Raw genomic sequence first — 23,800 nt, forward strand, 5'->3', positions numbered from 1 at the left:
CGGTCATGGCACAGCCGGCCGTGTTCCACAGCGAGTACCCCGCGGTTCCCGCCATCGACCTGCCGATCCACGAGGCCGTGCTCGGCCGGGCCGCCGAGTTCGGCGACCGGCCCGCGCTGATCGACGGCGTGGACGGCACGACCCTCACCTATGCGCAGCTCGACGCCTTCACACGGCGTATCGCCGCCGCCCTGGCGGACGCCGGGCTGCGCAAGGGCGACGTCCTTGCCCTGCACAGCCCCAACACGGTCGCCTATCCGCCGGTCTTCTACGGCGCCACGCGCGCCGGGGCGGCCGTCACCACGGTGCATCCGCTCGCCACGGCGGAGGAGTTCGCACGGCAGTTGCGCGACAGCGGCGCCGCGTGGATCGTGACCGTCTCGCCGCTGCTGGAGACCGCCCGCAAGGCGGCGGAACAGGCGGGCGGTGTCCGGGAGATCTTCGTCTGCGACACAGCCGAGGGACACCGCTCGGTCCTGGACTTCCTCGCCTCCGCCGCACCCGAGCCCGAGGTCTCCTTCGACCCGGCCACGGACCTGGCGGCGCTGCCGTACTCCTCGGGCACCACCGGCATCCCCAAGGGCGTGATGCTGACCCACCGCAACATCGCGACCAACCTGGCCCAGCTCGACCCGATGCTGGCCTCCGAGCCCGGTCACCGCATCCTGGCCGTGCTGCCGTTCTTCCACATCTACGGCCTGACCGCGCTGATGAACGCCCCGCTGCGCAAGGGCGCGACCGTCGTCGTCCTGCCGCGCTTCGACCTGGAGCAGTTCCTCACCGCCATCGAGACCCACCGGGTGCAGGGGCTGTACGTGGCCCCGCCCATTGTGCTGGCGCTCGCCAAGCACCCGGCCGTGGCGGGGCACGACCTCAGCTCCCTGGAGTACGTGCTGTGCTCGGCCGCGCCCCTGGACGCGGATCTGGCGCGGGCCTGCTCGCAGCGGCTCGGCCTGCCGCCCCTCCTCCAGGCGTACGGGATGACGGAGCTGTCGCCGGGCACCCATGTGGTGCCGCTGGACGCGCGCGACGCGCCCGCGGGGACGGTCGGCAAACTCATCCCCAGCACCGAGATGCGCATCGTCCCGCTGGACGACGGCACGGACACCGGCGCGGACGGCACCGGGGAGATCCACATCCGCGGTCCCCAGGTCATGAAGGGCTACCTGGGGCGGCCCGACGAGACGGCCGCCATCGTGGACGAGGACGGCTGGCTGCACACCGGCGACGTCGGACGGGTCGACGAGGGCGGCTGGCTGCACGTGGTCGACCGGGTCAAGGAACTGATCAAGTACAAGGGCTACCAGGTGCCGCCGGCCGAGCTGGAGGCGGTGCTGCTCACCGATCCCCGGGTCGCCGACGCGGCCGTCATCGGCGTCCTGGACGAGGACGGCAACGAGATCCCCAAGGCGTACGTCGTCCCGCAGCAGGGCGGCCCGCTCACCGAGGACGACGTGATGGCGCACGTGGCGGCGCAGGTCGCCCCGTACAAGAAGGTGCGGCGGGTGGAGTTCACCGACGTGATACCGCGTGCCGCGAGCGGAAAGATCCTGCGGCGCGAACTCCGCGCCCGCGAAAGGGGCGGCAGTTGATGGCCGGCGAAACGGCTCCCGTGGTGCGCACCGCGCACGAGCGGGGGATCACCACGCTCACCTTGGACTCCCCCGCCCATCGCAACGCGCTCTCCGCGCGCATGATGGACGAACTCTCCGACGCGCTCACGCGGGCCGGAAAGGACCCGGCGACCCGTGCGGTGCTGCTGACGCACACCGGCGGCACCTTCTGCGCCGGCGCGGACCTGAAGGAGGCGACGTCCCCGCAGGGCCCGCGCCGGATGGTCGCGCTCTTGCGGTCGGTCGTGGAACTGCCCAAGCCGGTCGTGGCCAAGGTGACCGGGCACGTGCGTGCGGGCGGGATCGGGCTGCTGGCGGCGTGCGACCTGTCGGTGGCGGGGCCGGGGGCCAGTTTCGCCTTCACCGAGGTGCGGCTCGGCCTCGCGCCCGCCGTGATCTCGCTGACGGTGCTGCCGCGCCTCGACGGGAGGGCCGCGGCCCGGTACTACCTCACCGGGGAGGTCTTCGACACGGCCGAGGCCGTCCGCACCGGCCTGGTCACGGCCCCGGAGGAGGCGCTGGACGGCATCCTCGCGGGCCTGCGCGCCGGATCGCCCCAGGGGCTCGCGGAGTCCAAGGCGCTGACCACCGCGGAGGTGCTGCGGGGCTTCGACCGGGACGCGGACGCGCTGGCGGAGCAGTCGGCGCGGCTGTTCGGCTCGCCCGAGGCCGCGGAGGGGATGCGGGCCCTTCTCGAACGGCGGGCGGCACCATGGGCGTTGTGAGCGCCCGCGTGCCCAAGCAGGACCGCAGCCGCGCCACCCGGCAGCGGTTGCTGGAGGCTGCCGTCGCCTGCCTGGCCGCTCGCGGCTGGGCGGGCAGTACGGTCGCCGTCGTCGCCGAGCACGCCGGGGTCTCCCGGGGCGCGGCGCAGCACCACTTCCCCACCAGGGAGGACCTGTTCACCGGGGCGATCGGGTTCGTCTCCGAGCAGTGGCTGGTCGCGCTGCGCGAGCGGACCCTCGAGCTGCCGGACGAGGGCGTCCCCCGCACTCGCGCCGTCGTCGAGCTGGTCGTCGACCTCTACACCGGCCCGATCTTCCGTGCCGCGCTGCACCTGTGGATCGCGGCGGCCAACGAGGAGCAGCTGCGGCCGCGCGTCACGGCCCTGGAGGCCCGGATCGGCCGCGAGGCGCACCGCCTGGCGGTGGAGATGCTGGGCGCCGACGAGTCCGTGCCCGGGGTGCGCGAGACGGTCCAGGCCACCTTGGACATGGCACGCGGCCTGGGACTGGCCCATCTGCTCAGCGACGACAGCGCCCGCCGCGCGGGCATCGTCCGCCAGTGGTCGACGGTCCTGAACGGGGCACTGCGCGGCGGTTTCTGACTCGCCCGCTGTCGGTGGCCAATGGGACGATCCCGTCATGGTGAACGAGGTGGAGCAGGCCGGCGAACTGGGCTTCCTGCTGGCGCTGGTGGACCGGGAGCAGGCGGCGCGGGTGCGCCGCCGCACGGGCCTCCCGAAGGACGACCGCGCGGGGGCCGGGAAGCCGCCGAGGGGTAACGGATGGCGGCTCGGCCTGCACGGCCTGCCCTCCTCGGTGGTGTGGTGGATGCTCCAGCAGGACGATCCGGACGTCAATGTGCTGCTCTACCACCACGGCCGGATCGACGACCGGGTACGGCACGACATCCTCCACGGCGTTCCCCACGGCCCCGGCCGCACCCGGCGGGTCAAGGTCGACAGGGCCCTGTCGCGGTTCCCGCCGCCGGACGTGCCCCGGGCTGCCGGTCCCGAGGAACTGACCGCCGTGCTGCGCGAAGGGGCGTCCATGGCACAGGGACGCGCCGCCGCCCGGTTGGTGGGGCGCGAGGACTGGCCGGTGGTGGCCGCGGCCGACGCCGGTCAGCCGCTGCCCGGCTACACCCGCTGGGCACTGTCCGTCCGGCCCGACTGCCCGGCGGAACTGCGCGCGCGGTTCGGCACGCACCGCAAGTTCACGCACCGGCTGAGGACCGCGGGCATCGTGGACGGTCCGGGGGTCTACGCGACGACGACGCGGCCGGCCCGGCAGGCGCTGTCCGTCCTGGCGATGGGGCACTGGGCCTTCCCGGCCCGTCTGGCCGAGGCCCGCGCGGCCCTTCAACCCCTCGTACGCGTGGAGTTGGGCGGCAACATCGAGGCCTGGGCGGTGCTCACGCAGTTGCTGCCGACGTTCACCGGAACGGTGCCCGAGCTGGTGACGACGGCGCGGGCGATCGCGGGCGACGCCGCGTAGGAAGTCGATGGCCCGTTGTCGGTGGGCTCTGGTACCACTGATCCACAGGGGCATCAGGGGGATGCGGAGGTCGTGCACGGGGGGCGGTCATGGGATACGGGGCAGGCACAGCCGGGCGACGACTCACCGTCGGGCTCTCCGACCGGCGGGCGCTCGAGCGCTGGCGTCCGGCGGATCCGGAGATCGTGGCGGAGGCCCGGCGGCTGAAGGAGGCCGCGCTGCTGGACTTCGGTCTGACGCAGTCCGCCGTCGCGTCCTGGCTGTACGCCAAGTGCCGGCACCAGATTCCGACGACGGCGGTGGACACCGCGGCCGTGGTCGCCTCCGGGGACGGCACGATCCTGCTGCTGTTCAACCCGGAGTTCTTCGTGGGGCTCGGTCTGGAGGGGGTGAAGTTCGTCCTCTTCCACGAGTCGCGGCACGTGGTGCACCGGCATCTGTTCACCGAGCCGGAGCTGCGCGAGGACCCGGTCTTCACCCTGGCCGCGGAGGTGTCGATCAATCACGTCGCGATGGTCCGGCTGGAACGCGACACGCTGCCGGTGCTCGGGGGTGAGCCGACCGGCGTCGACCCGCGCGCGGTCCACGCCGCGTACGACGGCGACCTGCGGGAGCAGGGGCTGACGCCGCTGTCCTACGAGGACTTCACCGCGACCGACATGAGCGTCTACACCGAGCTCAAGCGGATGGCGCGCCCGCCGGCGCCGGCAGGCGCGGTGCGGTGCGTGCACATGGACGCCGGTGGGGTGCCGGCGGATCAGGACACTGTCGACCGGATGGTGTCCTCGGCCCTGCTCAACTCCCTGCTGGCGGCGCGCCGGGGCCACACCGGCGCAGAGCGCGAGCTGCTCGACCTCATGGACCGCACCGAGGACGCCTCCGAGCACACCTCACGGATGTGGGGCCGGCTCGGGGCCGGCGCGCTGCGCGGCGAGACCGTGCGGACCCGGCAGGTCGACTGGTGGCAGCGGTGGCTGGTCGACGTGGTCGCGTCGAAGCTGCGCGAGGGCGAGCGGCTGGTGTACCCGAAGAAGCGCGGCGCCCTCCTCGCCGCGCTCGGGCACGACCCGATGCTGTCGCGGCGCGGTCCGGTGCGCGACAAAGTCCTCGTCGTGGCGTACGACACCTCGGGGTCCATGCCGGCCTCCGTCGTCTCGTGGCTGACCGAACTCGTGGGCCGGATCGACGGCGTGGAGGCGCACTGGCTGTCCTTCGACGGCGTCGTGATGCCCTTCGCGCCGGACGAGCGGGTCTACGGCGGCGGGGGCACGAGCTTCCAGGCCGTCGCCGACTACGTGGAGGGGCGCACGGAGGTGCGGGGCCGTCGTTTCGAGGAGCGTGCGGACGCCGTGATCGTGCTGACCGACGGCTGGGCCCCGCACATCACACCGGCCGAACCGGACAAGTGGATATGGCTGATCACCCAGGGCGGCGACGACTGGCCGGACAGCCACACCCCGCCCATGGCCTGCCACCGCGTCACGACAGGAGCGAGATGACCACCACCGCGGCGACCGCCACGGCCGTCCCACGGCCCTGGCGGCCCAGTGCCACGTACCCGAATCCGCCCGAAAGATGGACCGGCGTGTCCCGGCTGGAGTCCTTCATCGACGCGATGATCGACATGCGGCAGACCGGTCAGGTCTTCGGCGAGCACGGGATCGGCAAGACGTCCACCTTCTTCTCGCACATCGCCGAGGCCTACCCGGACACCGAGCTGGTCTTCGTGCCGGCCGCCAACCTCACCCCGGACGACCTGCTGGCGAACGCGCCCGTCCGTGACCCGCGGACCGGCGCCCTGGTGCTGCGTCAGCTGGTGATGAGCCAGTTGAGGACGGGACGGCCGTTCGTGCTGCTCATCGACGATTCGCTGCAGGCGGGCGAGACGATCCAGTCGCAGCTGATGCAGATCGCCTGCAACTGGACGCTCGGTGAGTACGACCTGCGTGAGCTCGGCTGCATCGGGGTGTTCCTCAGCGACAACGAGTCACTGACGGAGACGGCGAGCCGGCGCGGCGACCTGGCCCTGCTGGACCGGATGGTCACCGTCCGCGTCACCGCCAACGACACCTCCTGGCGGACGAAGCTGGCCGCGAAATACCGGGACCGGGACCTGTCCGGGGTCTTCGGTGTGTGGGCGTCCCTCGGCCCGGCGGTCCGCGAGCTGCTGTCGCCCCGCACCCTCGACCACATCCTGGCCAACGCGCGGGAGGGCTTCCCGTTGCGGTGGGGGCTGCCGCTTCTCAACGGCGAGCGGCTCCGGCTGGCAGAACCGCGGGCCGACGGCACCCCGGGCCAGGACCGCACGGCCGAGATCCTCGACCGGATCGCCAAGGCACTGGGCGTCCCCAACCCCGCGACGGTCCCGGACCCGGTGCGCTCCGTGGTACGCGCGGCGCTGCGCAACCGGTGGACGGTGCTGCTGCAGGGGCCGCCCGGCTGTGGCAAGACCGAGCTGGTGCGCGAGACGCTGCGCGAGGGGCTCGGCCGCGACCCGCTGTACTTCTCGCTGCCGGTCACCAACGTCGAGGATCTCTGCGCGCCCATCCCGGGCCAGGACGGCTCGCTGGAGAACCTGCTGGCGGCGGTCTTCACCGGTGCCGAGCCGAAGGCCGTCGTCTGGGACGAGTACAACCGGCCCAAGGACAAGGCGGCCTTCGCCAAGCTCATGGAGATCACGCAGGAGTGGTCGCTGGCGGGTCGCCCGATAGAGAACCTGCGGGCACAGGTGGCCGTGCAGAACCCGCCCTACCACCTGGGCCGCAAGCTGCTCGTCTCGCGGAACAACATCGCCCAGGCCACCCGCTTCACCGCGTCCCTGACGGTCGAGCCGGGCGACATCCCGGCCAACGAGTGGCTGATCGCCCGCTACGGGGCGGTCGCGGAGACCGTACTGGAGTGGTGGAAGCACGACATCGACGAGGACGGGCGCGCGTGGATCACCAAGCGCACCATCGAGCGGCTGATCAAGCTCCACCAGCGCGGCCTGCCACTGGAGATGGCGACCGTCTACCTCGGCGACGGCGAGTACGCACCGGTGCCGCTCACCGCCCTGGTGGACCGGCTCGCCCGGCGCCCGGTGACCGGGCTGCGTGAACTGGCCGGGGACGTCGAGGGGTGGGAGGCCCGGCTGCGCGGCGCCCGGGAGGAGTCCGACGAGGGTAACAACGACAGCGACATCGTCCACCAGGTCATCGCCAACGCCGAGTTGTCGCAGCTGAAGCGCTACCGCAAGGTGGTGACCCGGCTGGTCGCGCTGCTGCCGCCGAAGTTGCGCTCGACGTATCTCGTCGGCGCCTCGGAGGAGGCGCAGCGCTTCTGGATCGAGACGTTCGCGCGTATGCCCCGCTGACGGGCCGGCCGCCGGTTCAGCGGGGCGTGCGGTGGACGCTGCGGACGGCGGCCACGGCGTCGGGCACGGCGGGGTACGGAAGGTGCGCGCTGAGGGCGTCGAGGCGCTGACGGACGCTGGTCGCGACGCCCTTGCCGAGCACGAAGCGGGTGGGCGCGGCCGCGCCGGGTGCCGCGTCCAGAAGACGGTGCGCCTCGCGGCTGCGGATGCCGGTACTGGCCAGCACCAGGTGACCGAGCCGGTGCGGGACGGCCGCCAGGGCGGCGGCGATGGCTTCGGCGGCCGCGGTGTCGACGCGGTTGTCCGCGGCGCCGAGGACGCCGGCGGCACGCACCCGGCCCAGGTCCAGCAACTCGACGCCTGAGGCGGCCGCGGCGGCGACCAGTGCCGCGCAGGCCCGCGGCCCGATGCCGTTGCTCGCCGCGGACAGCCGGGTGAGCCGGCCGTGCGGTGCCCGGCGCAGGGCCTCGGCGAGGATCAGTCCGCCCTCGTCGCCCAGGCGCGCGGCGGAGACGTACAGCTCACCGACCGCGCCCTCCGTGATGAGGCCGGCGAGCACGGCCGCCCCGGCCGGTCCCAGCGCGTTGCCGCCGATGAAGAGCCGCTCGACGCCTCGCCCGTTGCCGGCGGCGATGAGCAACGCGTCCACCAGGACGGCCAGTCCCGCGACGTCCAGCCCGGTCTGCACCAGGTCCAGGGTCCGCAGCGAGCGCGCCGCCTCCACCAGCCCCGCCGCGGCAAGGCCGCCGCCGGGCCCGAGCGGATTGCGCTTGAGCCACACCCCGGTGACGGCCTGAGGTGAGGCCCGCAGGCTGTCGGCGATGGTGCAGGCGCCGCCCGCGGTGATGCCGTTGCAGCCGAGGTAGAGCGTCTCCACACCGGTGCCCGCCGTGCGTTCGGCGACCGCCGCGGCACCCGCGTCACCGAGCCCGTCGGTGCCCAGCAGCAGATGCCGGACGGCGCCGGTGGCCGGGGCCTGCCGCAGCGCCTCGGCGACGGCCGCGGCGCCCTCGGCGCCGAGCGCCTGCTTGCACAGGTCGAGCCAGGCCGTCGGGCAGGGCGGTCCCGGCGGGGAAGTCCGTCCGCCGCACGACGCCTTCGCCGCCGCGCAGCCAGCCCAGCAGGGGTTCCAGGTCGGTTCGCGGACGGGGCACGACCTCCGGGACGCCCGCGTGGGGCTGCTGCTCAGCCGTCATGTCACCACTCGGCTTCCTGGTAGTCCTTGAGGAAGACGCCGGACACCGGGTGCCCGGCCTCGCCGCGCACGATCGGGTCGTAGACGCGGGCCGCGCCGTCCACGATGTCCAGCGGGGTGCGGAAGCCCGCACCGGCGAGCCGGTGTTTCTTCGGGTGCGGATTCTCGTCGGTGATCCAGCCGGTGTCGACGCTGCACATGTGGACACCCTGCCCGGCCAGGGCCGGGCCGCTGGTGCGGGTGAGCATGTTGAGGGCGGCCTTGGCCATGTTGGTGTGCGGATGGCCGGCCGTCTTGTTGCGGACCGCGAAGCGGCCCTCGACGGCGGTAACGTTGACGATGTAGCGGCGTGGCCGCGGCGAGGCGAGCAGCAGCGGCAGCAGCCGGTCGCACAGCAGCGCGGGCGCGAGGGCATTGACGAGCTGGGTCTCCAGGAGCTCGGCCGGGTCGAGCCCGCCGAGCTCGGCCGACCAGGAGTTCCGCGGCGCGGTGTCGGGCAGCAGCCCCGCCTCGTCGGTCTCGGCCAGCACCAGTTCCGCCACCGGGCCGCTCACGGCGGGCAGGGCGAGGGCCGCACCGAATCCGGGGGCGGTCAGCATCGCTCCGGGCCGCGGCCCGGCCGGCAGCGGCCGCCGCTCCCCCGCGGTGAGGGCGGCGTAGGCCTCGGGCGGCCTGCGCACCGTCTGGGCCGCGTTGTTGACGAGGATGTCCAGTGGCTCGCCCGTCTCCCGCAACCGCTCGCACAGGCCGATGACCTGGCGCGGGTCGCGCAGGTCGACGGCGATGACGGTCAGGCGGTGCAGCCAGTCCTCGCTGCCGGCCGCCGCGCGGAATCTGCGGACGGTGTCCTGCGGGAAGCGGCTCGTGACCAGGAGTTCGGCGCCGTCGCGCAGCATCATCAGGGCCAGCTGGAAGCCGATCTTGACCCTTCCGCCGGTGAGCAGTACCCGGCGCCCCGTCAGGTCCGCGCGCGCCCGGCGGTGGGTGGAGTTGTCGGCGGCGCAGTCCGGACAGAGCAGGTGGTAGAAGGCGTCGGCCTGCCGGTAGTGCGCCTTGCACACGTAGCAGCGACGCGGCCGGGTGAACTCCCCCGCGGTGCCGCCCTCACCGCCGCCGGCCGTGTCCAGGGGTGCGTCCTCGCGCCGGGCCAGGGCCCCGGTGGCGGTGGCCGCGACGACCTCGGCGTCCGCGGCGCTCCGCTCCTCTCGGCGGGTCCTGCGGCGGCGCAGCCGCCCGTCCCTCGTGAACGACGCGGCGACCTGCTCGGCGCGCAGCCGTACCGGATCGTCGACCGGCAGCGCACGCAGTTTGCCGACCACCTCGTCGAACGCGGCGAGTTCGGCCTCGCCGATGACGTCCGTCTCTCCGCCGGTCTCCCCCACTGCCCCTGCCCGCTCGTGCCACCATGACGTGGGTCCGGCCGGATTCGAACCGGCGTGACCGCCTTGAGAGGGCGGCGCGCCTGCCTCTGCGCTACGGACCCGAGTTACCCGCACTGCCCGGACGGCCGGAATCGAACCGGCGTCTCCGCCCTGATGAGGCGGCGCGCCTGCCACTGCGCTACGTCCGGGCATTGCCGGTGATCCTAACGGCGCCGGGCCGCGGGGCCTACGATCGGGCTGACGCCGCCCCATCGCCCCCGAGGAGGCCCGGTGACCGCCGCCCACGATCCGCTCGCCGTCCGGGAGACAGTGCGCGCGTTCGCTCTCGCCCTGCCGGGGGCGGGGGAGGAATTCCCTTGGGGCGAGAGCGTCGTCAAGGTCAGCAAGAAGGTCTTCGTGTTCCTCGGCGTCGGCGACGGCAGCCATCCGCCCCGCATTGGCGTGAAGCTCAAGGACCCCGAGGTCCACGAGCACGCGCTGTCCGTCCCCGGTGCCGAGCCCAGCGGCTACGGCCTCGGCAGGGCGGGCTGGGTCTCCGTCCCGCTCGCCGAGGGCACCCCGGCGGCGGAGGTGCTGTGCGAATGGGTGGAGGAGAGCTACCGCGTCATCGCGCCGAAGCGGCTCATCGCGGAGCTGGACGCGCGCTGAGTTCCGTCGTCGCCCCGATCACCGCGGCGGTCGCCACGTCGAGCGGGTACGCCGGCTCGGCCGGCAGCAGGGCGGTCGCACCGGCCGCGTCGCCCGAGCGCGCCAGGTCCCGGACGGCGTGCGCGAGACCGGTGACGTCACGGACACCGCGGAGCCAGTGGTCGGCGTAGTCCTTGGTCGCCCGCCCGGTGAGGCCGAGTTGCAGTGACCGGTACGGCAGCCGGCGCAGCCCGAGGTCGCACTCGGGGTCCCACTGGACGCGGACCGAGGTGGTCCGCAGGCGCTCCGCCCAGACCTCGCGGTCGGGGTACGCCCTGCGGTCGTAGTGGGACAGGCAGGCCTCCCGCAGCGCGGACTCGAAGCCCTCGCGGCTGATGTCGAGGGCGAGCACGCGTTCCTGGCCCTCCTTGCCGCCCCATCCGCTGCGGTACATCATCCACAGGAACGACGGCTTGATCCACGTCATGCGCGACCGGCTCCAGCTCGCGGGGAAGCGGCCGTGCCGTGCGGCGTACTCGCCGATCTCGGGACGGTAGGCCTGATACACCGTCACGGTGTCCGCGGTACGGGCGGCTCTGATCTGGCGGTACGGGGTCGTGGCCGCCGGGGTGGTGTTCATGATGCGGGCATGGTGCCCCCGCGGCCCCGACAGGCGCCATCGGTTTTCGCTGGGCGCTCACGCGGTTCCCGTATGGCGGCGCGGACTGTGCGCCGCGCAGGCCCGCCGCTTAGCGTGAAATCCCGACGCGACATCAGCACGAAGGGCCCGGTCCGCCTCACGGCAGCCGGGCGGGAGGTCCCCGGTGGGCTCTGTCACGTTCCTGCTCGTGGTGGTCATCGTCACGGCACTCGCGTTCGACTTCACCAACGGATTCCACGACACCGCCAACTCCATGGCGACCTCGATCGCCACGGGCGCGCTCACCCCGCGGGTCGCCGTCTCGGTCGCCGGGGCGCTGAACCTGCTCGGTGCGTTCCTGTCCACGGAGGTCGCGAAGACCATCTCCAACGGCATCGTCGACGACAGCAGGGTGTCGCTGGTGATGATCTTCGCCGGGCTGGTGGGGGCCATCTTGTGGAATTTGCTCACATGGCTCGTGGGGCTGCCGTCCAGTTCCTCGCACGCCCTGTTCGGCGGGCTGATCGGGGCGGTCTGGGTCGGCGCCGGCGGCTCGGCCGTCCGCGTCGCCGAGGTCGTGGAGAAGATCGTCATCCCGGCGGTGGCCGCGCCGGTCGTGGCCGGCGTGGTGGCCTTGCTGGCGACGTACCTCGCGTACGTGATCACGCGGCGGACATCCGGCCGTGAGGTCGACCGCGGCTTCCGGGCGGGCCAGATCGGCTCGGCCTCGCTCGTGGCGCTGGCCCACGGCACCAATGACGCCCAGAAGACGATGGGCGTCATCACGCTGACGCTGATCTCCGCCGGGGTACTCGCGCACGGTGCGGGGCCGCCCTGGTGGGTGGTGCTGAGCGCGGGGCTGGCGATCGCGCTGGGCACCTACGCGGGTGGCTGGCGGATCATCAGGACCATGGGCAAGGGGCTGACCGACATCCAGGCCCCGCAGGGCTTCGCGGCCGAGACCAGCGCGACGGCCGTCATCCTCGCGTCCTCGCACCTGGGTTTCGCGCTGTCGACCACTCAGGTCTGCACGGGCAGCATCCTCGGCGCGGGACTGGGCCGGAGACTCGCCGAGGTGCGCTGGGGCGTGGCCGGGCGCATCGCCGTCTCCTGGGTGCTGACCCTGCCCGCCGCTGCCGCCGTGGGCGGGGTCGCCGCCTGGGTCGCGGGCCACGGGAACGTGGGCGTCGCGCTCGTCGCCGGCACGGCCCTGGCCGCCGCCACCGGCTTCTACGTCCTGTCCCGCCGCCGGCCGGTCACCCCCGACAACGTGAACGAGGAGGGCCCGCAGGGGCCGGAGGCCGCGCAGCGGTCGGCCGTCTGAGCGGCGAGGAGCGAAGCATGGACATCAAGTGGGGCAATCTCGGTTCGGTGTTCGGCACCAGTTTGGGGATCACGATCCTGGTGGTCGTGATGTTCTCGCTCGGCATCGCCGCCTGGGGCCGCGCCGCCGGCGGGTCCGAGGGGGCGACCCGGCAGGAGGGGACGCGTGACGTCCATCGCAAGGTCGCACTCGGCTCGGCCGCCCTGTGTTTCGCCGCGTGCCTGGCGGTCGCGGCCTACGGCATCGAGCTGATCATCCCGGGCTGACGGCCGGCCGCGGCACCCGCGGCGCCGGGCGCGGCCCGGCGATCGGGCCGCTCAGACCCGGCTGCCGTCCCTCGCCGCCGCCGCGGCCGGAAGGGGCGGGACCGGCTGTCCGGGAACCGCTTGTCCGGGCGCCGACACGGCGGCCGCCTTCTTCTCCACGACCCTCTCCGCCGCCTTGCCGCCGAAGGAGACGCCCACCATCACGATCACGAAGGTGTTGAAGCTGTCGCAGACGTCGTCCAGGAATCCCGTCTTGTCCGCCATCGCCCGCGCGACCTCGCTGTTGAACGAGGCCGCGACGAAGCCGAAGTAGAGGACGGTGAAGGCGGACATCACGGCGGTGCGGACGTCGCGCGGGTCGGTGAACAGCACCAGGAGGGTGCACAGGCTCATCGCGGGCAGCGCCACGGACAGTCCCGCGATGCCGATGCCGATGCCGATGTCCTGGCCGAAGAACCAGAAGGTGGAGCCCACGCCCAGCGCGAGCAGCAGGACGTTCACCACGACGAGCAGCCGGCCCACGCGCCAGTTGATCCGGCCGTCGCCCATGCGGCCGGAGAACATGTCAGGCGGTCTCTCCCCGTTCACGGCGCTCAGGATGCACCGGGGGCGCGGCGCCGGTTTCCTCCGCGAGACGTTTGATCGCGCCGAGCCGGGCGTCCCACTGCGCGGCGACCCGGTCCATCCATCGCGCGGCCGCGATCAGCCGCTCTGGCCTCACGGCGTAGCGCATTTCGCGCCCCGCGCGACGTCCGGCGACCAGCCCCGCCTGGTCCAGGACGGCCAGGTGCTTGACGATCGCCTGGCGTGTGACGGGGAGTTCGGCGGCGAGCACGGTGGCGGTCGCGTCACCGTGCCCGGCTATGGCGTCCAGGATGCGCCGTCGCATCGGATCGGCCAGCGCGGCGAAGACGTCCTCCTCGCCGCCCGCCTGACGGTCTGTCATGCGGACAGCTTCTCCGCGTACGTGGCGAATCCGGCCAGGACCTGCGTCCACCCCTCCGAGTGGCTCTCGTACCCGGCGTTCGGAATGCGCTCCTCGGGGATGTCGAGGGTCGCGAAGCCGCTCTCGACCACCCGCAGAAGGGTGCCCTCCCCCTCGGGGGTGAGGGTGAACTCGACGAGGGTGGAATTGCCCTCCGCCGCCTCCACGCCGGGGAAGGCGCTGGCCCAGCGGTAGGCGAAGTAGCGCGGCGGCTCGACGCTGACGATCCGCGTCGGGTAGACGTCCGCACCGTGGTCGAGCGTCATGATGCCGCCCGGGCGCAGATCCATGGACTTGGGGTCGCCGCTGTCGCCCGTGTCCTGCCCGAACCAGCGGCCGATGTGCTCGGGGCGGGTCAGCACCTCCCACACCCGCTCGACGGGCGCTCCGATGCTGATCTCGCGTTCGATCCGGTCCTGGGTTTCGGTGCTCATGGCCGTACCTCCATCGACGACAACCTTACGTGCAACCTCATGGTTGCATGACGTGGCCCCGACCCGCAACCCAACGGTTGCATATCAAGGGAGGGCCCGGACATACGGAGGGCGGCCGCCCGAGGTCAGGGGGTCGCGTCTCCCCCGTCAGAAGAGCCCCTGCCCCTGCCCGCACCAGCACGTCCCGCGGGTCGAAGCCCCGCTTCGCCTCCACCGGCGCGGGCCACGCCGGGCCGAAGCACTCCCGCCGGCCGGCCCGGCCGAACGGGACGGAGCCGACGGGTAGTGGGTGCCACCCGCGTCACGGTGGGCCTCGTCGACGGGCCGCCGAACGACGCCTGGCCGCCGACCGCCAGGACCGGCATCCTCGGCTTGCCCCGCGTCGCGAACTTCTTGTTCCGCTCGCGGTGACCGGGTCGTGCAGCAGGGCGACCGCGTCGATCTGTTCCCAGGCGAGCTCCCCGTCGTGCGCGGTTGGCTGCCGGCAGGCCGCCGAGCGCCGCGGTGTCCTCCGGCGACGTGGTGCGCAGCACCGCCGGCAGGTACGGGACCGGTTGCCGGTTGCCGGTTGCCGGTTGCGGAACCATCGCCACGACGTCGTCCACCGACCTCGGACGCAGCACCGCGACCGGTCTGCGGTGCACGATGCGCCCGAAGTCGTCAGCGGCCGCGGTGAGCGAGGCCTCGCCGGTCAGCAGCCCCCCGTCCAGGGGCGGCAGCCCCACGGGTCCGTCCGCGCCCTCCGTGCCCGGGCGCCGTCAGGGCCCAACTGCGGCCTGACGGGCCGAAGCCGGCGACCACGGCACCCGCGGTGATGGCCACCGCATGCGATGCAGCTCGCCTGAGCGGCAGTTGGGGCATGCGCTCGCACTGATCGGATCGAATCGGATCGGACGGCGGCTCAACCGCGCGGGAGTCCAGGCCGGTCCGGTCCGCGCCGAGGTGAGTCGTCCGAAGCCGCGCCGGCCCGGGGACGTCGTCCGTCCCAGGGCCGGCAGGCAGCCCGGACGATCAGCCCAGGGCCTTCCACCCGGCGTCGGTGGCCACCGACCTGAGCGTCGCGATGTCGAGCACCGGCGACGGGCGGGTGGCCGGCCGGTGGTACCCGTCGGCGTTGAGCTCCGACACGGCGACTCGCAGGCCGCCGGGGCGGATCGTGTCGACGGTCCACTGCACGGTGCCGTCCCCGCCCTTCTCCGCGTCGCCCTGCCGAACGATCATCCTCGTCCCGTCGGCAAGGACCACGGCGCCCGCGAAGAGGTCGTCCTGCACGCCCTTCGCGCCCCAGCTCTCGACATTGACCTCGACGAAGGTCGCGCCCTTGCCGTCATCGACGGTGAGGTGGGCGTATCCGGACCCGCCGCCCGAGGCGCTGGTGTGCAGCTTCGCCGGGAGCGCGGCCTTGAGGACCTCGACGATGCGGCCCACGTCCGGTGCGGTGTCGGCCGGGGAGGCCGGGGCGGTGCCGTGGTCCTTCGCGGGGATGGCGTCGAAGACCTTGTCCCAGCTGGAGGAACGCACGATCGCGCCGAGCTGCGCGGGGGTCAGCGGCGGTTCGGACCGCGTCTGGGGGGCGCCCTTCTCGGCGGCCGCGTTCCATTCGCTCACACCGATCTGACGTCCCTCCGGCGTGGTCAGGACGGCGCGCCAGTTCCTCGGCCCCTTGCGCTCGTCCTGGTACTCCCAGCCCTGCACGACCAACAGCACCGACCCGTCGGGCAGTTGGGTACGCGTGCACTTGGTGCCCTTCTTCACGAAGGCGAGGTCCGGGCACTGGTCCTGCTGCTGCCCCCCTGTCACAAGGCTCAGGTCGACGGACAAAGTGGAGGCACCCCTGCCGTCGTCGAAGACGAGCGCCGCATACGGTGCGGGATCTCTCCTGCCGATGGACCGCGTGCCCCGTCCCCGCTCGTCGGACACGCTTCCCCCGGGCAGGAGGGCCTTGAACAGGGTCAGCATCTCCTGGTCGGAGACCTCCGGACGCCGGCTGCCGGTGGCCGGCGTGTTCTCCGGTCCTTTCGCCGGTGCTTTCGCCGGTGCATTCATCGCCGGGACCGCGTGCCGCGACACGTCCCCCGGCACGACCAGCGCGGCCGCGACGCCTGCCGCCGCCACGGCCACGACGGCACCGGTCACGGCGGCGCGGCGGCGCCGGAGGGTCCGGCCGCGCGCGAGACCGGCGGCGACGAGGGAGCGGTTGTCGGCGCTGAAGGAGTCGCCGGTGCCGCGCAGCGCGGCGCCGAGGTCGTCTTCGAAGGGCATGGGTGTACCACCGTCCGTGGGAGAGCGGGAAGTCGTGAAACCGGTAGGGGTCAGCGGGGGGACACGAGGTCCGCGAGACTGTCGCCGAGCAGTTCGCGCAGCCGGGCGAGCGCGCGGAACGACCGCGTGCGCACGGTGCCGGAGGTGAGCCGCAGGGCTTCCGCGGTCTCCTCGATGCTCCGGTCCTCCCAGTAGCGCAGCACCAGCACCGCGCGGTCCTTGGGGGACAGTCGGGCCAGGGCGTCGAGGAGGGTCAGCCGCAGCAGCGTCGTGTCGCCGTCCGGCGACGTGCCCGAAGGGATGTCGGGCACGTCGCCGATGGGCGACTCGCGACTGCTGCGCCGCCGCTGATGGGTCAGGAACGTACGCACGAGCACGGTCTGCGCGTAACCGGCGGGGTTGCCGATGCGGGCGATGCGCCGCCAGGTGACGTACATCTTGCCGAGGGTCTCCTGGACGAGGTCCTCGGCGAGATGCGTGTCACCCCCGGTGAGCAGGCAGGCCGAACGGAAGAGGTGCGCCGCCCGGCCGGCAGCGAACTCCAGGTATTCCTCCGTGCGTTCCTCGTGCATGTACCGTCCCGTGGTCGTGATCGTCTTCCGGCGCGCCTTCACCTCACTGACGCTGTGGGCCCCGGGAAATGTTGCACCGCCACAGCAGCAGAGCTCCCGCCAGGAACGGCAGCCCCGCCACGGCGAACAGCGGGCCGGGGCCGGCCCAGTGCGAGCCGAGCGCCCAGAAGCCGAACAGCAGCAGCCCGGCGGCCTCGGAACCCAGGCCCGCCAAGGAGGTCACGGTGGCCCGGGTACGGTCCCCGAGCAGTTCCTGGAGGCGGGCGTCGGCGGCGGCACCCGCCCAGTCGAAGACCCCGAACGCTACCGCGACGGCGACCAGACCTGCCGGGTGACCGCCGGACGTTCCCGCCCCTGCGGCCAGGCACAGCCCGGCCGCCGCCGGGGCAGCCGGGGCCCAGCGCATTCCGCGCCCGGCGAGCCAGCCGCCGGCGGTGGCGCCCGCGGTGACCAGGAGCACGAGCAGCGGCACCAGGGGTGCGCTCACGCCGGTGGCCCGCGCCAGCAGCGGCACGTACTCGTCCAGCGCCGCCGCGCCCGCCAGCAGCGAGACCACCGCGAGCATCCGGGCCACCCCTGGCTCGTGCCGGGCCTCGGCCAGCGCTTCGCGCAGCAGTGCGCCGTAGGCCGGTCCGTGGTCCGCAGGTCCCCGGTGCCGCTCGGGCAGGCGGAGTGCGGCGAGGGCGGTGAGCACCGTCACGGCGATGCTGGCCAGCCCCACCGCCGGGTACCCGCCCACCCCCAGCAGCGGTCCGGCCAGGGCCGTCGCCGCCAGCGCGGCCGTGGTGCCGAGCGCCTGCGAGCGGCCGATGAGGCGTGCGTACGCGTCGGCCGCGCCTGCCCCGGTCAGCCCCTCGTGGACCAGCGCCTGCAGCGACCCCGAGCGCAGCGCGCTACCGGCGCCCCACAGGACGAATCCGGCCGCGAAGGACTCGTAGCCGGGCAGGCAGGTCCACAGGGTGAAGCCCGCCCCGGTCAGCAGTGGCGCGATGAACAACAGGGCACGCCGGGAGAAGCGGTCGGCCCACACCCCGGACGGCACTTCCAGCGCGAACGCCGTGAAGGACCAGAGGGCGAAGAGCGAGGAGATCCCGGCCTCGGACAGCCCGGAGTCGGCGAAGAGCACCGCGTACACCGGGTAGAGCGGGACGAGGTCCTCGAGGAAGGCGTAGGCGTAGAGCCTGCGCGCGAGGAAGGACTCCGGGGACTTCGGTGTGGATCAATGTCGCCATGTCATGACACGAGCGTACGCGGGTAAGTCTTCGGTGAGGAGTGGTTTCCATGCACTTGGGACGTACCGGAAGCGAGCCTCTGCAAGCCCGCAGCGCGCTGCGGCTGAGACTGGGGCTGGCCGCCTTCGGCCTGGTCTGGGCGATCGCCGGGACGGTGATCTTCTCGATCCTCGGGCAGATGGGCTGGGCCATCTTCTTCGGTGTGCTGGCACTGGCCGCCGCGGTCGACGTGGTGGTGGTCGTCCGTCACATCCGGCAGGGCCCCCACTACCAGCCGGGTCGCGATGTGCCGCCGTACCATCCCGTGCGCAGGCGGTGACCCCGCGCACATCCCGATCGGAGCGGGAGAACCGGGAGAACACGGAAGGCCCGGTGCTTGCGCACCGGGCCTTCCGTTTCAGTAGCGGGGACAGGATTTGAACCTGCGACCTCTGGGTTATGAGCCCAGCGAGCTACCGAGCTGCTCCACCCCGCGTCGATGAACACAACCCTACGGGGTGTCGGCCCCAGGACCAAATCCATTTCCCGCGGACGCGCCGGGCCCGGGTCGGGCCCGGCGCCGATGGCCGACGACGGAGGTCACTCGTCACTCTCCGCGAGCGTGCCGGGGAGTCGTTCCCGCGCACCGTTCACCGCCGGGGCCGGCGACGGCTCAGGCGGGCTGCCACAGCTCGACACGGTTGCCCTCCGGATCGGTGACCCAGCCGAACCGGCCCACGCCGTCCATCTCCTGGGTCTCCTGGGCCACGTCCGCTCCCTTGGCGCGCAGTTGCGCGAGCATCGCGTCGAGATCGCGGACCCGGAAGTTGAGCATCGTCTGCTGCGTACGGGACCCGAAGTAGTCGGTCCCGGACTCGAACGCCGCGAAGACCGTCGCCCCGGTCTCCTGACGCCACAGGCCGTGCTCGTCGGTGTCCAGGCCCAGGCACTCGCGATACCACGCACTCAGGGCCTCGGGGTCGGTGGCCCGCAGGAAGTACCCGCCGATTCCCAGCACATGTTCCATGCCGCCATCCTGCCAGGGCGGCGATCGGGCGGCCCGGCACCGCACGATCGACGCGGTCTGCGGCCCTTATTCCGGGCCCGGCCGGGGCCGGGGCAGCGTCGGCAGGCCGTCCGGGTCCTGCGTGTCCGGGGCGTACGGCCGGAACGGGTCCAGGGCCGGGAGGTCGGGGACCAGATGGGCGTAGGCACGGCAGACCGCGGCGGTCTCGGCGATCGACACCAGCGGGGTACGGATGTGCGACCATCCACCGGAGGCGTCCCCGGCCACCGCCACGCCGGCCCGGTCCGGGGCGATCGACGTCGCGGCCGCCATGGCCTCGGGTGCGAAGTCGGCCAGACCGATTTCGGCGGTCTGCTTGCTGACCCGGTGCACCACCCGGCCGGTGAGCTGGGCACGGAGCAATCCCGCGCCCTTGCCGAGTTCGGGCCCGAACCGCTGCCCGCAGATCTCCAGGTAGATGCCGACCGGACGGGCCCTTTGCGCGAGCCGGATCAGGTTGGCGACCATGCGGTCCCGGGTTTCCTCGTCGATCGTCGTGGCGTTCGGGAACAACTCGGCGATGTCGTCGACCAGCACCACGATCGGGAACGGCCGCACGTATGCGGGAAGCCCCCAGATGTCCGACGCGACCTCCTCCTCGGGCTCCGTGAGCGCCGCGCCCTGCTGGTTCTTGAGGAGGTCGAAACGATCCTCCATCTCCGCCACCAGCGCGTCCAGCAGCTTCGACGCCTGCTCGCGGTCGGTGGCCAGGGCCGACAGGCGGGACGCGTACGGCGCCTGCTCCACGCCGCGCTTGCAGTCGATACCGACCAGCGCCACCGGGAGCCTGGCCAGGTTCATGATCAGGTTGCGCTGGTACACCGTCTTGCCCGACTGGTTCGCGCCCAGGGTCAGCGTGTGCGGGATCTGCCGGTAGTTGCGCACGAACGTCGTCCCGTCCTCGCGCAGAGCGACCGGGACCACCATCGGGCCGGACGGCAGCCTGCGTGGCATGCGCACGTCGCGCAGCACGTCGTAGCCGGTCATGCGCAGTTCCACCACGCCCGGCTTGACCGGGACCACACTGAGCGCGTGCACGCCCCAGGCGTGCCGCAGCCGGACGGCGGCGGCGGCCACATCGGCCGGTTCGAGTCCCGGCGGGAGCCGCAGCCGCACCCGCATTCCGATGAGGGAGCCGCTGACCCGGCGGATCTTCGGCGGCACCGGCCGGGCCTGTCTGCGGCTCGTGATCCACACCGCGAACGCCCGCAGCCGGGACGGGGGCAGCGCCAGCCCGCAGGCGACCATCGTGGAGCCGTAGGTGGCCAGGAACCGGCCCCAGGTCAGAGGCAGACCGACCAGCAGCCAGAACGCCACCGGGTACCGGCGCCGGGCGTAGTCGAGGCCGCCGGCCAGTGTCAGCACCAGGCCCACGAGCACGACGACCCTCATGGTGATCAGCCCCTGCCATTCGACGCGGCGGCCCGGACCAGTGCGGTGACCGCCGCGGCGAGGATCGGGATCCGTTGCCGGGTGCGGCCGTGGGACGCATGGTCCCAGCTCCCGGACCGCCGGCCCGGGAACCGGCGCAGAAGGTCGCCGGACGCAGCCCGGATCGGTGACGCCGCTACTGCGGATGGCCGCTGACAGGCCGTCGGGCACCGGGGCGGCGCGGATGCGCAGGCGCGCAGGCACGACAGCACGCAGGCACGCCGACGGCGGGGCTCCCCCCGGGGCCCCGCCGCCGCGTTCCGCGTGCCGTCGTTCCGCTCTCCGGCCAGGTCAGCCGTAGAGCTTGGCGACGGCCCTCTGGGTGGTCTTCTTGAAGGCCTTGACCGGGGCCTGCGGGAGCGTGCCCATCTGGCTCCACTTCACGACGGTCACGGTCCGGCCGTCGCGCCCGATGCCGTAGAGCGCGACGCCGTGCTCGGAGTCGGGGTGCGCGGTGTGCACGCCGTAGACGTGCGCTCCGTTCTCGACGCCGATCGAACCGTAGTCCTTCCAGTCCGCCTCGCCCTGCGGGTTCTGGCGCTCGAAGCGGGCGGCGCAGCCGCGGACGGACACGCGGAGCCTGGTGGCCAGGTCGCGGGCGGCCCGGGTGTCCTTGGCCTTGAAGGTCAGCTGGACGGCGCCGGTGTCGAACTCGGTTCCGAACTCCCGGTACGCGGCGCCGCGGGACGGCAGGACGCGCTCCAGGCAGAAGACCGGGTAGTCGGGCAGGCCCTGGGTGACCCGGCCCGCGTACCAGGGGGAAGTGGGGTGCGGTGGCAGCTCCTTGGGCGCCAGGAACTTCGGTGCGGCCGCGGGTGCGGCGGCCTCCGCCTCGGCCGCCCCGAGGCCGAGCAGGGCGGTCGCGGCGACGGCCGCCACGACGGCGCGGCCGGTCAGTGTGTGCTGGTACACGATGCGTCCCCGTTGTCTGTGGTGATGGTCTTCGGTCGTGGTGACGCCGGCGCCGGAGCGACGGCGGTGATGTCCACCAGGCTGCGCGGGACGGCGCGGCCCGGCAACGGATACCGCGTCATCCGGGACGCCGGAACGGTTCCGCGTACCCTGGCCTGGGGAGAGGGGAGCGCCCTGGAACGGGTGCCGGGAACGCGGGACGACGGCGGGGGCACGGGGATGGCCGGTACGGCGGCGGGCAGCGGGCAGTTCGCGGAACGTCTGCACGCCCTCAAGGAACGTTCGGGACTGAGCTACGGGCAGTTGGCGAACCGGCTGCACGTCAGCACGTCCACCCTGCACCGCTATTGCCACGGCGACGCCGTTCCCGCCGACTACGCGGTCGTGGAACGCCTTGCCCGGCTGTGCGGGGCGGGGCCGGAGGAACTGGTCGAGCTGCACCGGCGATGGGTGATGGCGGACGCGGCCCGGCGGGCGGGCAACCGGGGCGGCGGAGCGGAGGAGCCCGCGGGCGGGCCGCCCGAAGCGCCGGATGCGCCCGGCGAGGCCGCGGTGGAGGATCCACCGCCCACCGCGAGGGGAACGGCACGTCAAAGTCCGTGGCGCCGGCGGCTGTCCCGTCCGGCGATCGTGGTGTCGGCGGCCGCTCTCGTGCTCACCGGAGCCGCGCTGGCGATGACCGACGCGACCGGCGACGGCCGTCCCGGGGCAGCGCGCACCGCGCCTTCGGCGACCGGCGGCACGGGCGCCGGTGCCAACGCCTCCCCCTCCGCCTCCGGCCGGGAGGGGGAACACGGCGGCCGCCCGTCGATCTCGCCCTCCGCGTCGGGCACTCGGGCGGCCCCTTCGGTCTCCGCGTCGTCGGACGGGCCGTCGCGCTCGCCCGCGCCGACCGGAAGGCGGACGACTTCCGCCCCGTCCGGCCCGGGCGTCCTGGCCAGGCCGCTGACCTGGAGTGTCCGGTCACATGTGTGGGAGAACGGCTGCGACCACCGCTATCTGATCGACCGTCCGCCCACCGAGGTACCACCGCCGCCCGTCGCGCAGGACGCCCGCGCCTGGGCGACCGCCCTCGACGCCGTGCACGGTGGCACCACCATCGTCGAGGCCACCCTGCGCGGCCGTACACCGGCCCCGGTGGTGGTGCAGGCGCTGCACGTGCGGGTGGTGGAGCGCCGCGGCGTGCTGCGCTGGTCCTCCTACGCGATGGACAACGGGTGCGGAGGGGCGCTGACTCCCGCCGTGTACGCGGTCGATCTCGACATCTCGCGCCCCCTCGCCCGTCCCCAGGACGGCTTCGACGGCGAGAACACCGTTCCGGCGGTCCGTCTGCCGTACCAGGTGTCCGACCGGGATCCGATGGTGCTGCGGGTCGACGCCCGGACGCAGGGCTGCGACTGCGACTGGTACCTGGAGGCCGACTGGACCTCCGGCGGGCGCACGGGCACGGTCCGCATCGACGACGGCGGCCGGCCGTTCCGCACCAGCGGCGTCAAGGGCCGCCCGCAGTACGGCTACTGGCCGTCGACCGGCTGGACCCGCGGCTGAGCCCGCCTGCGGCCATGCCTCCTGCGTCCCCGAAGGTCCACTCGATCAGCAGCGCGCGCGGGCTTGCCCGAACTCACAGCGGCGTTCGGTCAGCGACGTGTACGCGGCCGAGGACTGCACGCGCGTGCGCGACCTGGCCGACAGCCGCAGCCTGAACGACCCGGCAGACCCATGCGGTCGGAACACCTGGACGGCCCGGCGCCCGCGGAGCCCGCGCGGGCACGGGCCGGCGGGGCGTCAGGAGCCGAACGGCAGGAGAATGCCCTTGTGCATGGTGAGCAGCACGACCAGCACCATCACGTCGGCCGCGCCGAGGACGAGCCCGAGCATGGCCCGCACGGGACGCTTGGTGCCGCGCACCAGGGCGACGCCACCGAGCACCAGGGCGAACGGGCCGAGGACGATGTTGAAGGCGAGCAGGCCGACCAGTCCGAGGACGAACGAGGCGACGGCCATGCCGTCGGCGCCGTCCGAGCCGTCCTTGGAACGAGTGTCGCGCTCACGCGCGGGAGCGTAGGAGTCCATGGGTCGAATCCCCCCTGGGAGACGTGGAATCAGCGGTGGCGGTGGTGTGCGAGGCGCTCGCGGATCGTGAAGACGAGCAGCCAGGCGGCGATCGCGCCGGCGGCGACGAGGAAGGCGGGGAACGAGGTGCAGGAGACGGTGCCCAGGAGGATCCCCAAGGCGACCAGGGCGACGAGGAACGTCACGAGGCGCTGCCTTTCTCGATGACTGCGGCGGTGTGGGTCACGGGCGGGTGG

25 protein-coding genes and 3 tRNA genes are annotated in these 23,800 nt (G+C 73.1%); 11 read left to right on the plus strand and 17 right to left on the minus strand.

Annotated elements, in window-relative coordinates; translation table 11 throughout:
* The first annotated feature begins 5 nt into the window (after positions 1 to 5).
* From RV983_RS06665 to RV983_RS06690, 6 genes are all read left to right on the plus strand, one after another.
* Positions 6 to 1,592, plus strand: a complete 1,587-nt coding sequence (locus tag RV983_RS06665; RefSeq protein ID WP_475984851.1) for a 4-coumarate--CoA ligase family protein — start codon at positions 6 to 8, stop codon at positions 1,590 to 1,592.
* Entirely contained in the window at positions 1,592 to 2,338 is a 747-nt protein-coding gene (locus RV983_RS06670; RefSeq protein ID WP_475984852.1) for an enoyl-CoA hydratase family protein, read from the plus strand. Before RV983_RS06665 ends, RV983_RS06670 begins: the two co-directional genes overlap by 1 nt.
* Positions 2,326 to 2,940, plus strand: a complete 615-nt coding sequence (locus RV983_RS06675) for a TetR/AcrR family transcriptional regulator (RefSeq protein WP_475984853.1) — start codon at positions 2,326 to 2,328, stop codon at positions 2,938 to 2,940. The genes RV983_RS06670 and RV983_RS06675 overlap by 13 nt, the downstream gene beginning before the upstream one ends.
* A 37-nt stretch (positions 2,941 to 2,977) precedes the next feature.
* Positions 2,978 to 3,832 (plus strand): hypothetical protein, encoded by an 855-nt coding sequence (locus tag RV983_RS06680; protein WP_475984854.1) that lies wholly within the window; start codon positions 2,978 to 2,980, stop codon positions 3,830 to 3,832.
* 89 nt (positions 3,833 to 3,921) lie between these two features.
* Positions 3,922 to 5,331: a vWA domain-containing protein gene (locus tag RV983_RS06685; protein ID WP_475984855.1), complete on the plus strand. Its 1,410-nt coding sequence runs from the start codon at positions 3,922 to 3,924 to the stop codon at positions 5,329 to 5,331.
* The gene (locus RV983_RS06690; RefSeq protein WP_475984856.1) at positions 5,328 to 7,184 is read left to right on the plus strand and encodes an ATP-binding protein; all 1,857 of its coding nucleotides are present in this window, start codon (positions 5,328 to 5,330) and stop codon (positions 7,182 to 7,184) included. The genes RV983_RS06685 and RV983_RS06690 overlap by 4 nt, the downstream gene beginning before the upstream one ends.
* A 16-nt stretch (positions 7,185 to 7,200) precedes the next feature.
* Here the strand turns inward: RV983_RS06690 and RV983_RS06695 are convergent, their stop codons facing one another.
* From RV983_RS06695 to RV983_RS06710, 4 genes are all read right to left on the minus strand, one after another.
* A complete protein-coding gene (locus tag RV983_RS06695) occupies positions 7,201 to 8,061 on the minus strand; it encodes a ribonuclease inhibitor (protein ID WP_475984857.1) in 861 nt (286 codons plus the stop codon).
* A 320-nt stretch (positions 8,062 to 8,381) separates the two neighbouring features.
* The gene (locus RV983_RS06700) at positions 8,382 to 9,761 is read right to left on the minus strand and encodes an SDR family NAD(P)-dependent oxidoreductase (protein WP_475984858.1); all 1,380 of its coding nucleotides are present in this window, start codon (positions 9,759 to 9,761) and stop codon (positions 8,382 to 8,384) included.
* 29 nt (positions 9,762 to 9,790) lie between these two features.
* Positions 9,791 to 9,862, minus strand: a tRNA-Glu gene (locus RV983_RS06705).
* Between the two features lie 15 nt (positions 9,863 to 9,877).
* Positions 9,878 to 9,949: transfer RNA gene (locus RV983_RS06710), tRNA-Asp, on the minus strand.
* Positions 9,950 to 10,031: 82 nt separating this feature from the next.
* Between RV983_RS06710 and RV983_RS06715 the strand changes: the two genes are divergently transcribed.
* A complete protein-coding gene (locus RV983_RS06715; RefSeq protein ID WP_475984859.1) occupies positions 10,032 to 10,409 on the plus strand; it encodes an MmcQ/YjbR family DNA-binding protein in 378 nt (125 codons plus the stop codon).
* Here RV983_RS06715 and RV983_RS06720 read toward each other — a convergent pair.
* On the minus strand, positions 10,384 to 11,028 hold the full coding sequence (locus tag RV983_RS06720; protein WP_475984860.1) for a DUF4291 domain-containing protein: 645 nt from the start codon (positions 11,026 to 11,028) through the stop codon (positions 10,384 to 10,386). The two genes, RV983_RS06715 and RV983_RS06720, sit on opposite strands and share 26 nt — an antisense overlap.
* Positions 11,029 to 11,212: 184 nt before the next feature.
* Here RV983_RS06720 and RV983_RS06725 point away from each other — a divergent pair, with 184 nt between their 5' ends.
* Both RV983_RS06725 and RV983_RS06730 read left to right on the plus strand, forming a co-directional pair.
* The gene (locus RV983_RS06725) at positions 11,213 to 12,352 is read left to right on the plus strand and encodes an inorganic phosphate transporter (RefSeq protein WP_475984861.1); all 1,140 of its coding nucleotides are present in this window, start codon (positions 11,213 to 11,215) and stop codon (positions 12,350 to 12,352) included.
* A 17-nt stretch (positions 12,353 to 12,369) separates the two neighbouring features.
* On the plus strand, positions 12,370 to 12,618 hold the full coding sequence (locus RV983_RS06730; protein WP_475984862.1) for a hypothetical protein: 249 nt from the start codon (positions 12,370 to 12,372) through the stop codon (positions 12,616 to 12,618).
* Positions 12,619 to 12,669: 51 nt separating this feature from the next.
* On the opposite strand, the gene RV983_RS06735 is transcribed toward RV983_RS06730, so the two are convergent.
* The 6 genes from RV983_RS06735 to RV983_RS06760 form a co-directional block, all read right to left on the minus strand.
* Positions 12,670 to 13,206, minus strand: coding sequence for a hypothetical protein (locus tag RV983_RS06735; protein WP_475984863.1), 537 nt, complete (start codon positions 13,204 to 13,206; stop codon positions 12,670 to 12,672).
* A complete protein-coding gene (locus tag RV983_RS06740; protein WP_475984864.1) occupies positions 13,184 to 13,564 on the minus strand; it encodes an ArsR/SmtB family transcription factor in 381 nt (126 codons plus the stop codon). Before RV983_RS06740 ends, RV983_RS06735 begins: the two co-directional genes overlap by 23 nt.
* Positions 13,561 to 14,037 carry an SRPBCC family protein gene (locus tag RV983_RS06745; RefSeq protein ID WP_475984865.1) on the minus strand — a complete coding sequence of 159 codons (477 nt, stop codon included), beginning with the start codon at positions 14,035 to 14,037 and terminating at the stop codon, positions 13,561 to 13,563. The genes RV983_RS06740 and RV983_RS06745 overlap by 4 nt, the downstream gene beginning before the upstream one ends.
* Before the next feature lie 1,011 nt (positions 14,038 to 15,048).
* The gene (locus tag RV983_RS06750; RefSeq protein WP_475984866.1) at positions 15,049 to 16,299 is read right to left on the minus strand and encodes a hypothetical protein; all 1,251 of its coding nucleotides are present in this window, start codon (positions 16,297 to 16,299) and stop codon (positions 15,049 to 15,051) included.
* 50 nt (positions 16,300 to 16,349) lie between these two features.
* Positions 16,350 to 16,871, minus strand: coding sequence for a SigE family RNA polymerase sigma factor (locus tag RV983_RS06755; protein WP_475984867.1), 522 nt, complete (start codon positions 16,869 to 16,871; stop codon positions 16,350 to 16,352).
* A gap of 43 nt (positions 16,872 to 16,914) precedes the next feature.
* Positions 16,915 to 18,006: an MFS transporter gene (locus RV983_RS06760; RefSeq protein WP_475984868.1), complete on the minus strand. Its 1,092-nt coding sequence runs from the start codon at positions 18,004 to 18,006 to the stop codon at positions 16,915 to 16,917.
* A 146-nt stretch (positions 18,007 to 18,152) separates the two neighbouring features.
* On the opposite strand from RV983_RS06760, the gene RV983_RS06765 reads away from it, so the two are divergent.
* A complete protein-coding gene (locus RV983_RS06765; RefSeq protein ID WP_475984869.1) occupies positions 18,153 to 18,422 on the plus strand; it encodes a DUF6343 family protein in 270 nt (89 codons plus the stop codon).
* A gap of 82 nt (positions 18,423 to 18,504) precedes the next feature.
* Here the strand turns inward: RV983_RS06765 and RV983_RS06770 are convergent.
* From RV983_RS06770 to RV983_RS06785, 4 genes are all read right to left on the minus strand, one after another.
* Positions 18,505 to 18,578: transfer RNA gene (locus RV983_RS06770), tRNA-Met, on the minus strand.
* Positions 18,579 to 18,755: 177 nt separating this feature from the next.
* Positions 18,756 to 19,109 (minus strand): VOC family protein, encoded by a 354-nt coding sequence (locus tag RV983_RS06775; protein ID WP_475984870.1) that lies wholly within the window; start codon positions 19,107 to 19,109, stop codon positions 18,756 to 18,758.
* Between the two features lie 66 nt (positions 19,110 to 19,175).
* Complete coding sequence (locus tag RV983_RS06780) at positions 19,176 to 20,540, minus strand: FtsK/SpoIIIE domain-containing protein (protein WP_475984871.1); 1,365 nt, start codon at positions 20,538 to 20,540, stop codon at positions 19,176 to 19,178.
* A 330-nt stretch (positions 20,541 to 20,870) separates the two neighbouring features.
* Positions 20,871 to 21,491, minus strand: coding sequence for a hypothetical protein (locus RV983_RS06785; protein ID WP_475984872.1), 621 nt, complete (start codon positions 21,489 to 21,491; stop codon positions 20,871 to 20,873).
* A gap of 24 nt (positions 21,492 to 21,515) precedes the next feature.
* On the opposite strand from RV983_RS06785, the gene RV983_RS06790 reads away from it, so the two are divergent.
* Positions 21,516 to 23,039: a helix-turn-helix domain-containing protein gene (locus tag RV983_RS06790; RefSeq protein WP_475984873.1), complete on the plus strand. Its 1,524-nt coding sequence runs from the start codon at positions 21,516 to 21,518 to the stop codon at positions 23,037 to 23,039.
* Positions 23,040 to 23,276: 237 nt separating this feature from the next.
* Here the strand turns inward: RV983_RS06790 and RV983_RS06795 are convergent, their stop codons facing one another.
* The gene (locus tag RV983_RS06795) at positions 23,277 to 23,564 is read right to left on the minus strand and encodes a DUF4190 domain-containing protein (RefSeq protein WP_475984874.1); all 288 of its coding nucleotides are present in this window, start codon (positions 23,562 to 23,564) and stop codon (positions 23,277 to 23,279) included.
* Positions 23,565 to 23,593: 29 nt separating this feature from the next.
* Positions 23,594 to 23,749 (minus strand): hypothetical protein, encoded by a 156-nt coding sequence (locus RV983_RS06800; RefSeq protein ID WP_475984875.1) that lies wholly within the window; start codon positions 23,747 to 23,749, stop codon positions 23,594 to 23,596.
* Positions 23,750 to 23,800: the final 51 nt, after the last annotated feature.

This window comes from Streptomyces sp. RLA123, assembly GCF_056270165.1.

What these genes read in the sequence shown, in the direction of transcription:
- RV983_RS06765 (WP_475984869.1), top strand. Translation starts at nt 18,153, where the DNA reads ATGCACTTGGGACGTACCGGAAGCGAGCCTCTGCAAGCCCGCAGCGCG.
- RV983_RS06665 (WP_475984851.1), top strand. Translation starts at nt 6, where the DNA reads ATGGCACAGCCGGCCGTGTTCCACAGCGAGTACCCCGCGGTTCCCGCC.
- RV983_RS06740 (WP_475984864.1), bottom strand. Translation starts at nt 13,564, where the DNA reads ATGACAGACCGTCAGGCGGGCGGCGAGGAGGACGTCTTCGCCGCGCTG.
- RV983_RS06750 (WP_475984866.1), bottom strand. Translation starts at nt 16,299, where the DNA reads ATGCCCTTCGAAGACGACCTCGGCGCCGCGCTGCGCGGCACCGGCGAC.
- RV983_RS06745 (WP_475984865.1), bottom strand. Translation starts at nt 14,037, where the DNA reads ATGAGCACCGAAACCCAGGACCGGATCGAACGCGAGATCAGCATCGGA.
- RV983_RS06755 (WP_475984867.1), bottom strand. Translation starts at nt 16,871, where the DNA reads ATGCACGAGGAACGCACGGAGGAATACCTGGAGTTCGCTGCCGGCCGG.
- RV983_RS06790 (WP_475984873.1), top strand. Translation starts at nt 21,516, where the DNA reads ATGGTCTTCGGTCGTGGTGACGCCGGCGCCGGAGCGACGGCGGTGATG.
- RV983_RS06795 (WP_475984874.1), bottom strand. Translation starts at nt 23,564, where the DNA reads ATGGACTCCTACGCTCCCGCGCGTGAGCGCGACACTCGTTCCAAGGAC.
- RV983_RS06730 (WP_475984862.1), top strand. Translation starts at nt 12,370, where the DNA reads ATGGACATCAAGTGGGGCAATCTCGGTTCGGTGTTCGGCACCAGTTTG.
- RV983_RS06775 (WP_475984870.1), bottom strand. Translation starts at nt 19,109, where the DNA reads ATGGAACATGTGCTGGGAATCGGCGGGTACTTCCTGCGGGCCACCGAC.
- RV983_RS06780 (WP_475984871.1), bottom strand. Translation starts at nt 20,540, where the DNA reads ATGAGGGTCGTCGTGCTCGTGGGCCTGGTGCTGACACTGGCCGGCGGC.
- RV983_RS06690 (WP_475984856.1), top strand. Translation starts at nt 5,328, where the DNA reads ATGACCACCACCGCGGCGACCGCCACGGCCGTCCCACGGCCCTGGCGG.
- RV983_RS06685 (WP_475984855.1), top strand. Translation starts at nt 3,922, where the DNA reads ATGGGATACGGGGCAGGCACAGCCGGGCGACGACTCACCGTCGGGCTC.
- RV983_RS06670 (WP_475984852.1), top strand. Translation starts at nt 1,592, where the DNA reads ATGGCCGGCGAAACGGCTCCCGTGGTGCGCACCGCGCACGAGCGGGGG.
- RV983_RS06720 (WP_475984860.1), bottom strand. Translation starts at nt 11,028, where the DNA reads ATGAACACCACCCCGGCGGCCACGACCCCGTACCGCCAGATCAGAGCC.
- RV983_RS06680 (WP_475984854.1), top strand. Translation starts at nt 2,978, where the DNA reads ATGGTGAACGAGGTGGAGCAGGCCGGCGAACTGGGCTTCCTGCTGGCG.
- RV983_RS06675 (WP_475984853.1), top strand. Translation starts at nt 2,326, where the DNA reads ATGGGCGTTGTGAGCGCCCGCGTGCCCAAGCAGGACCGCAGCCGCGCC.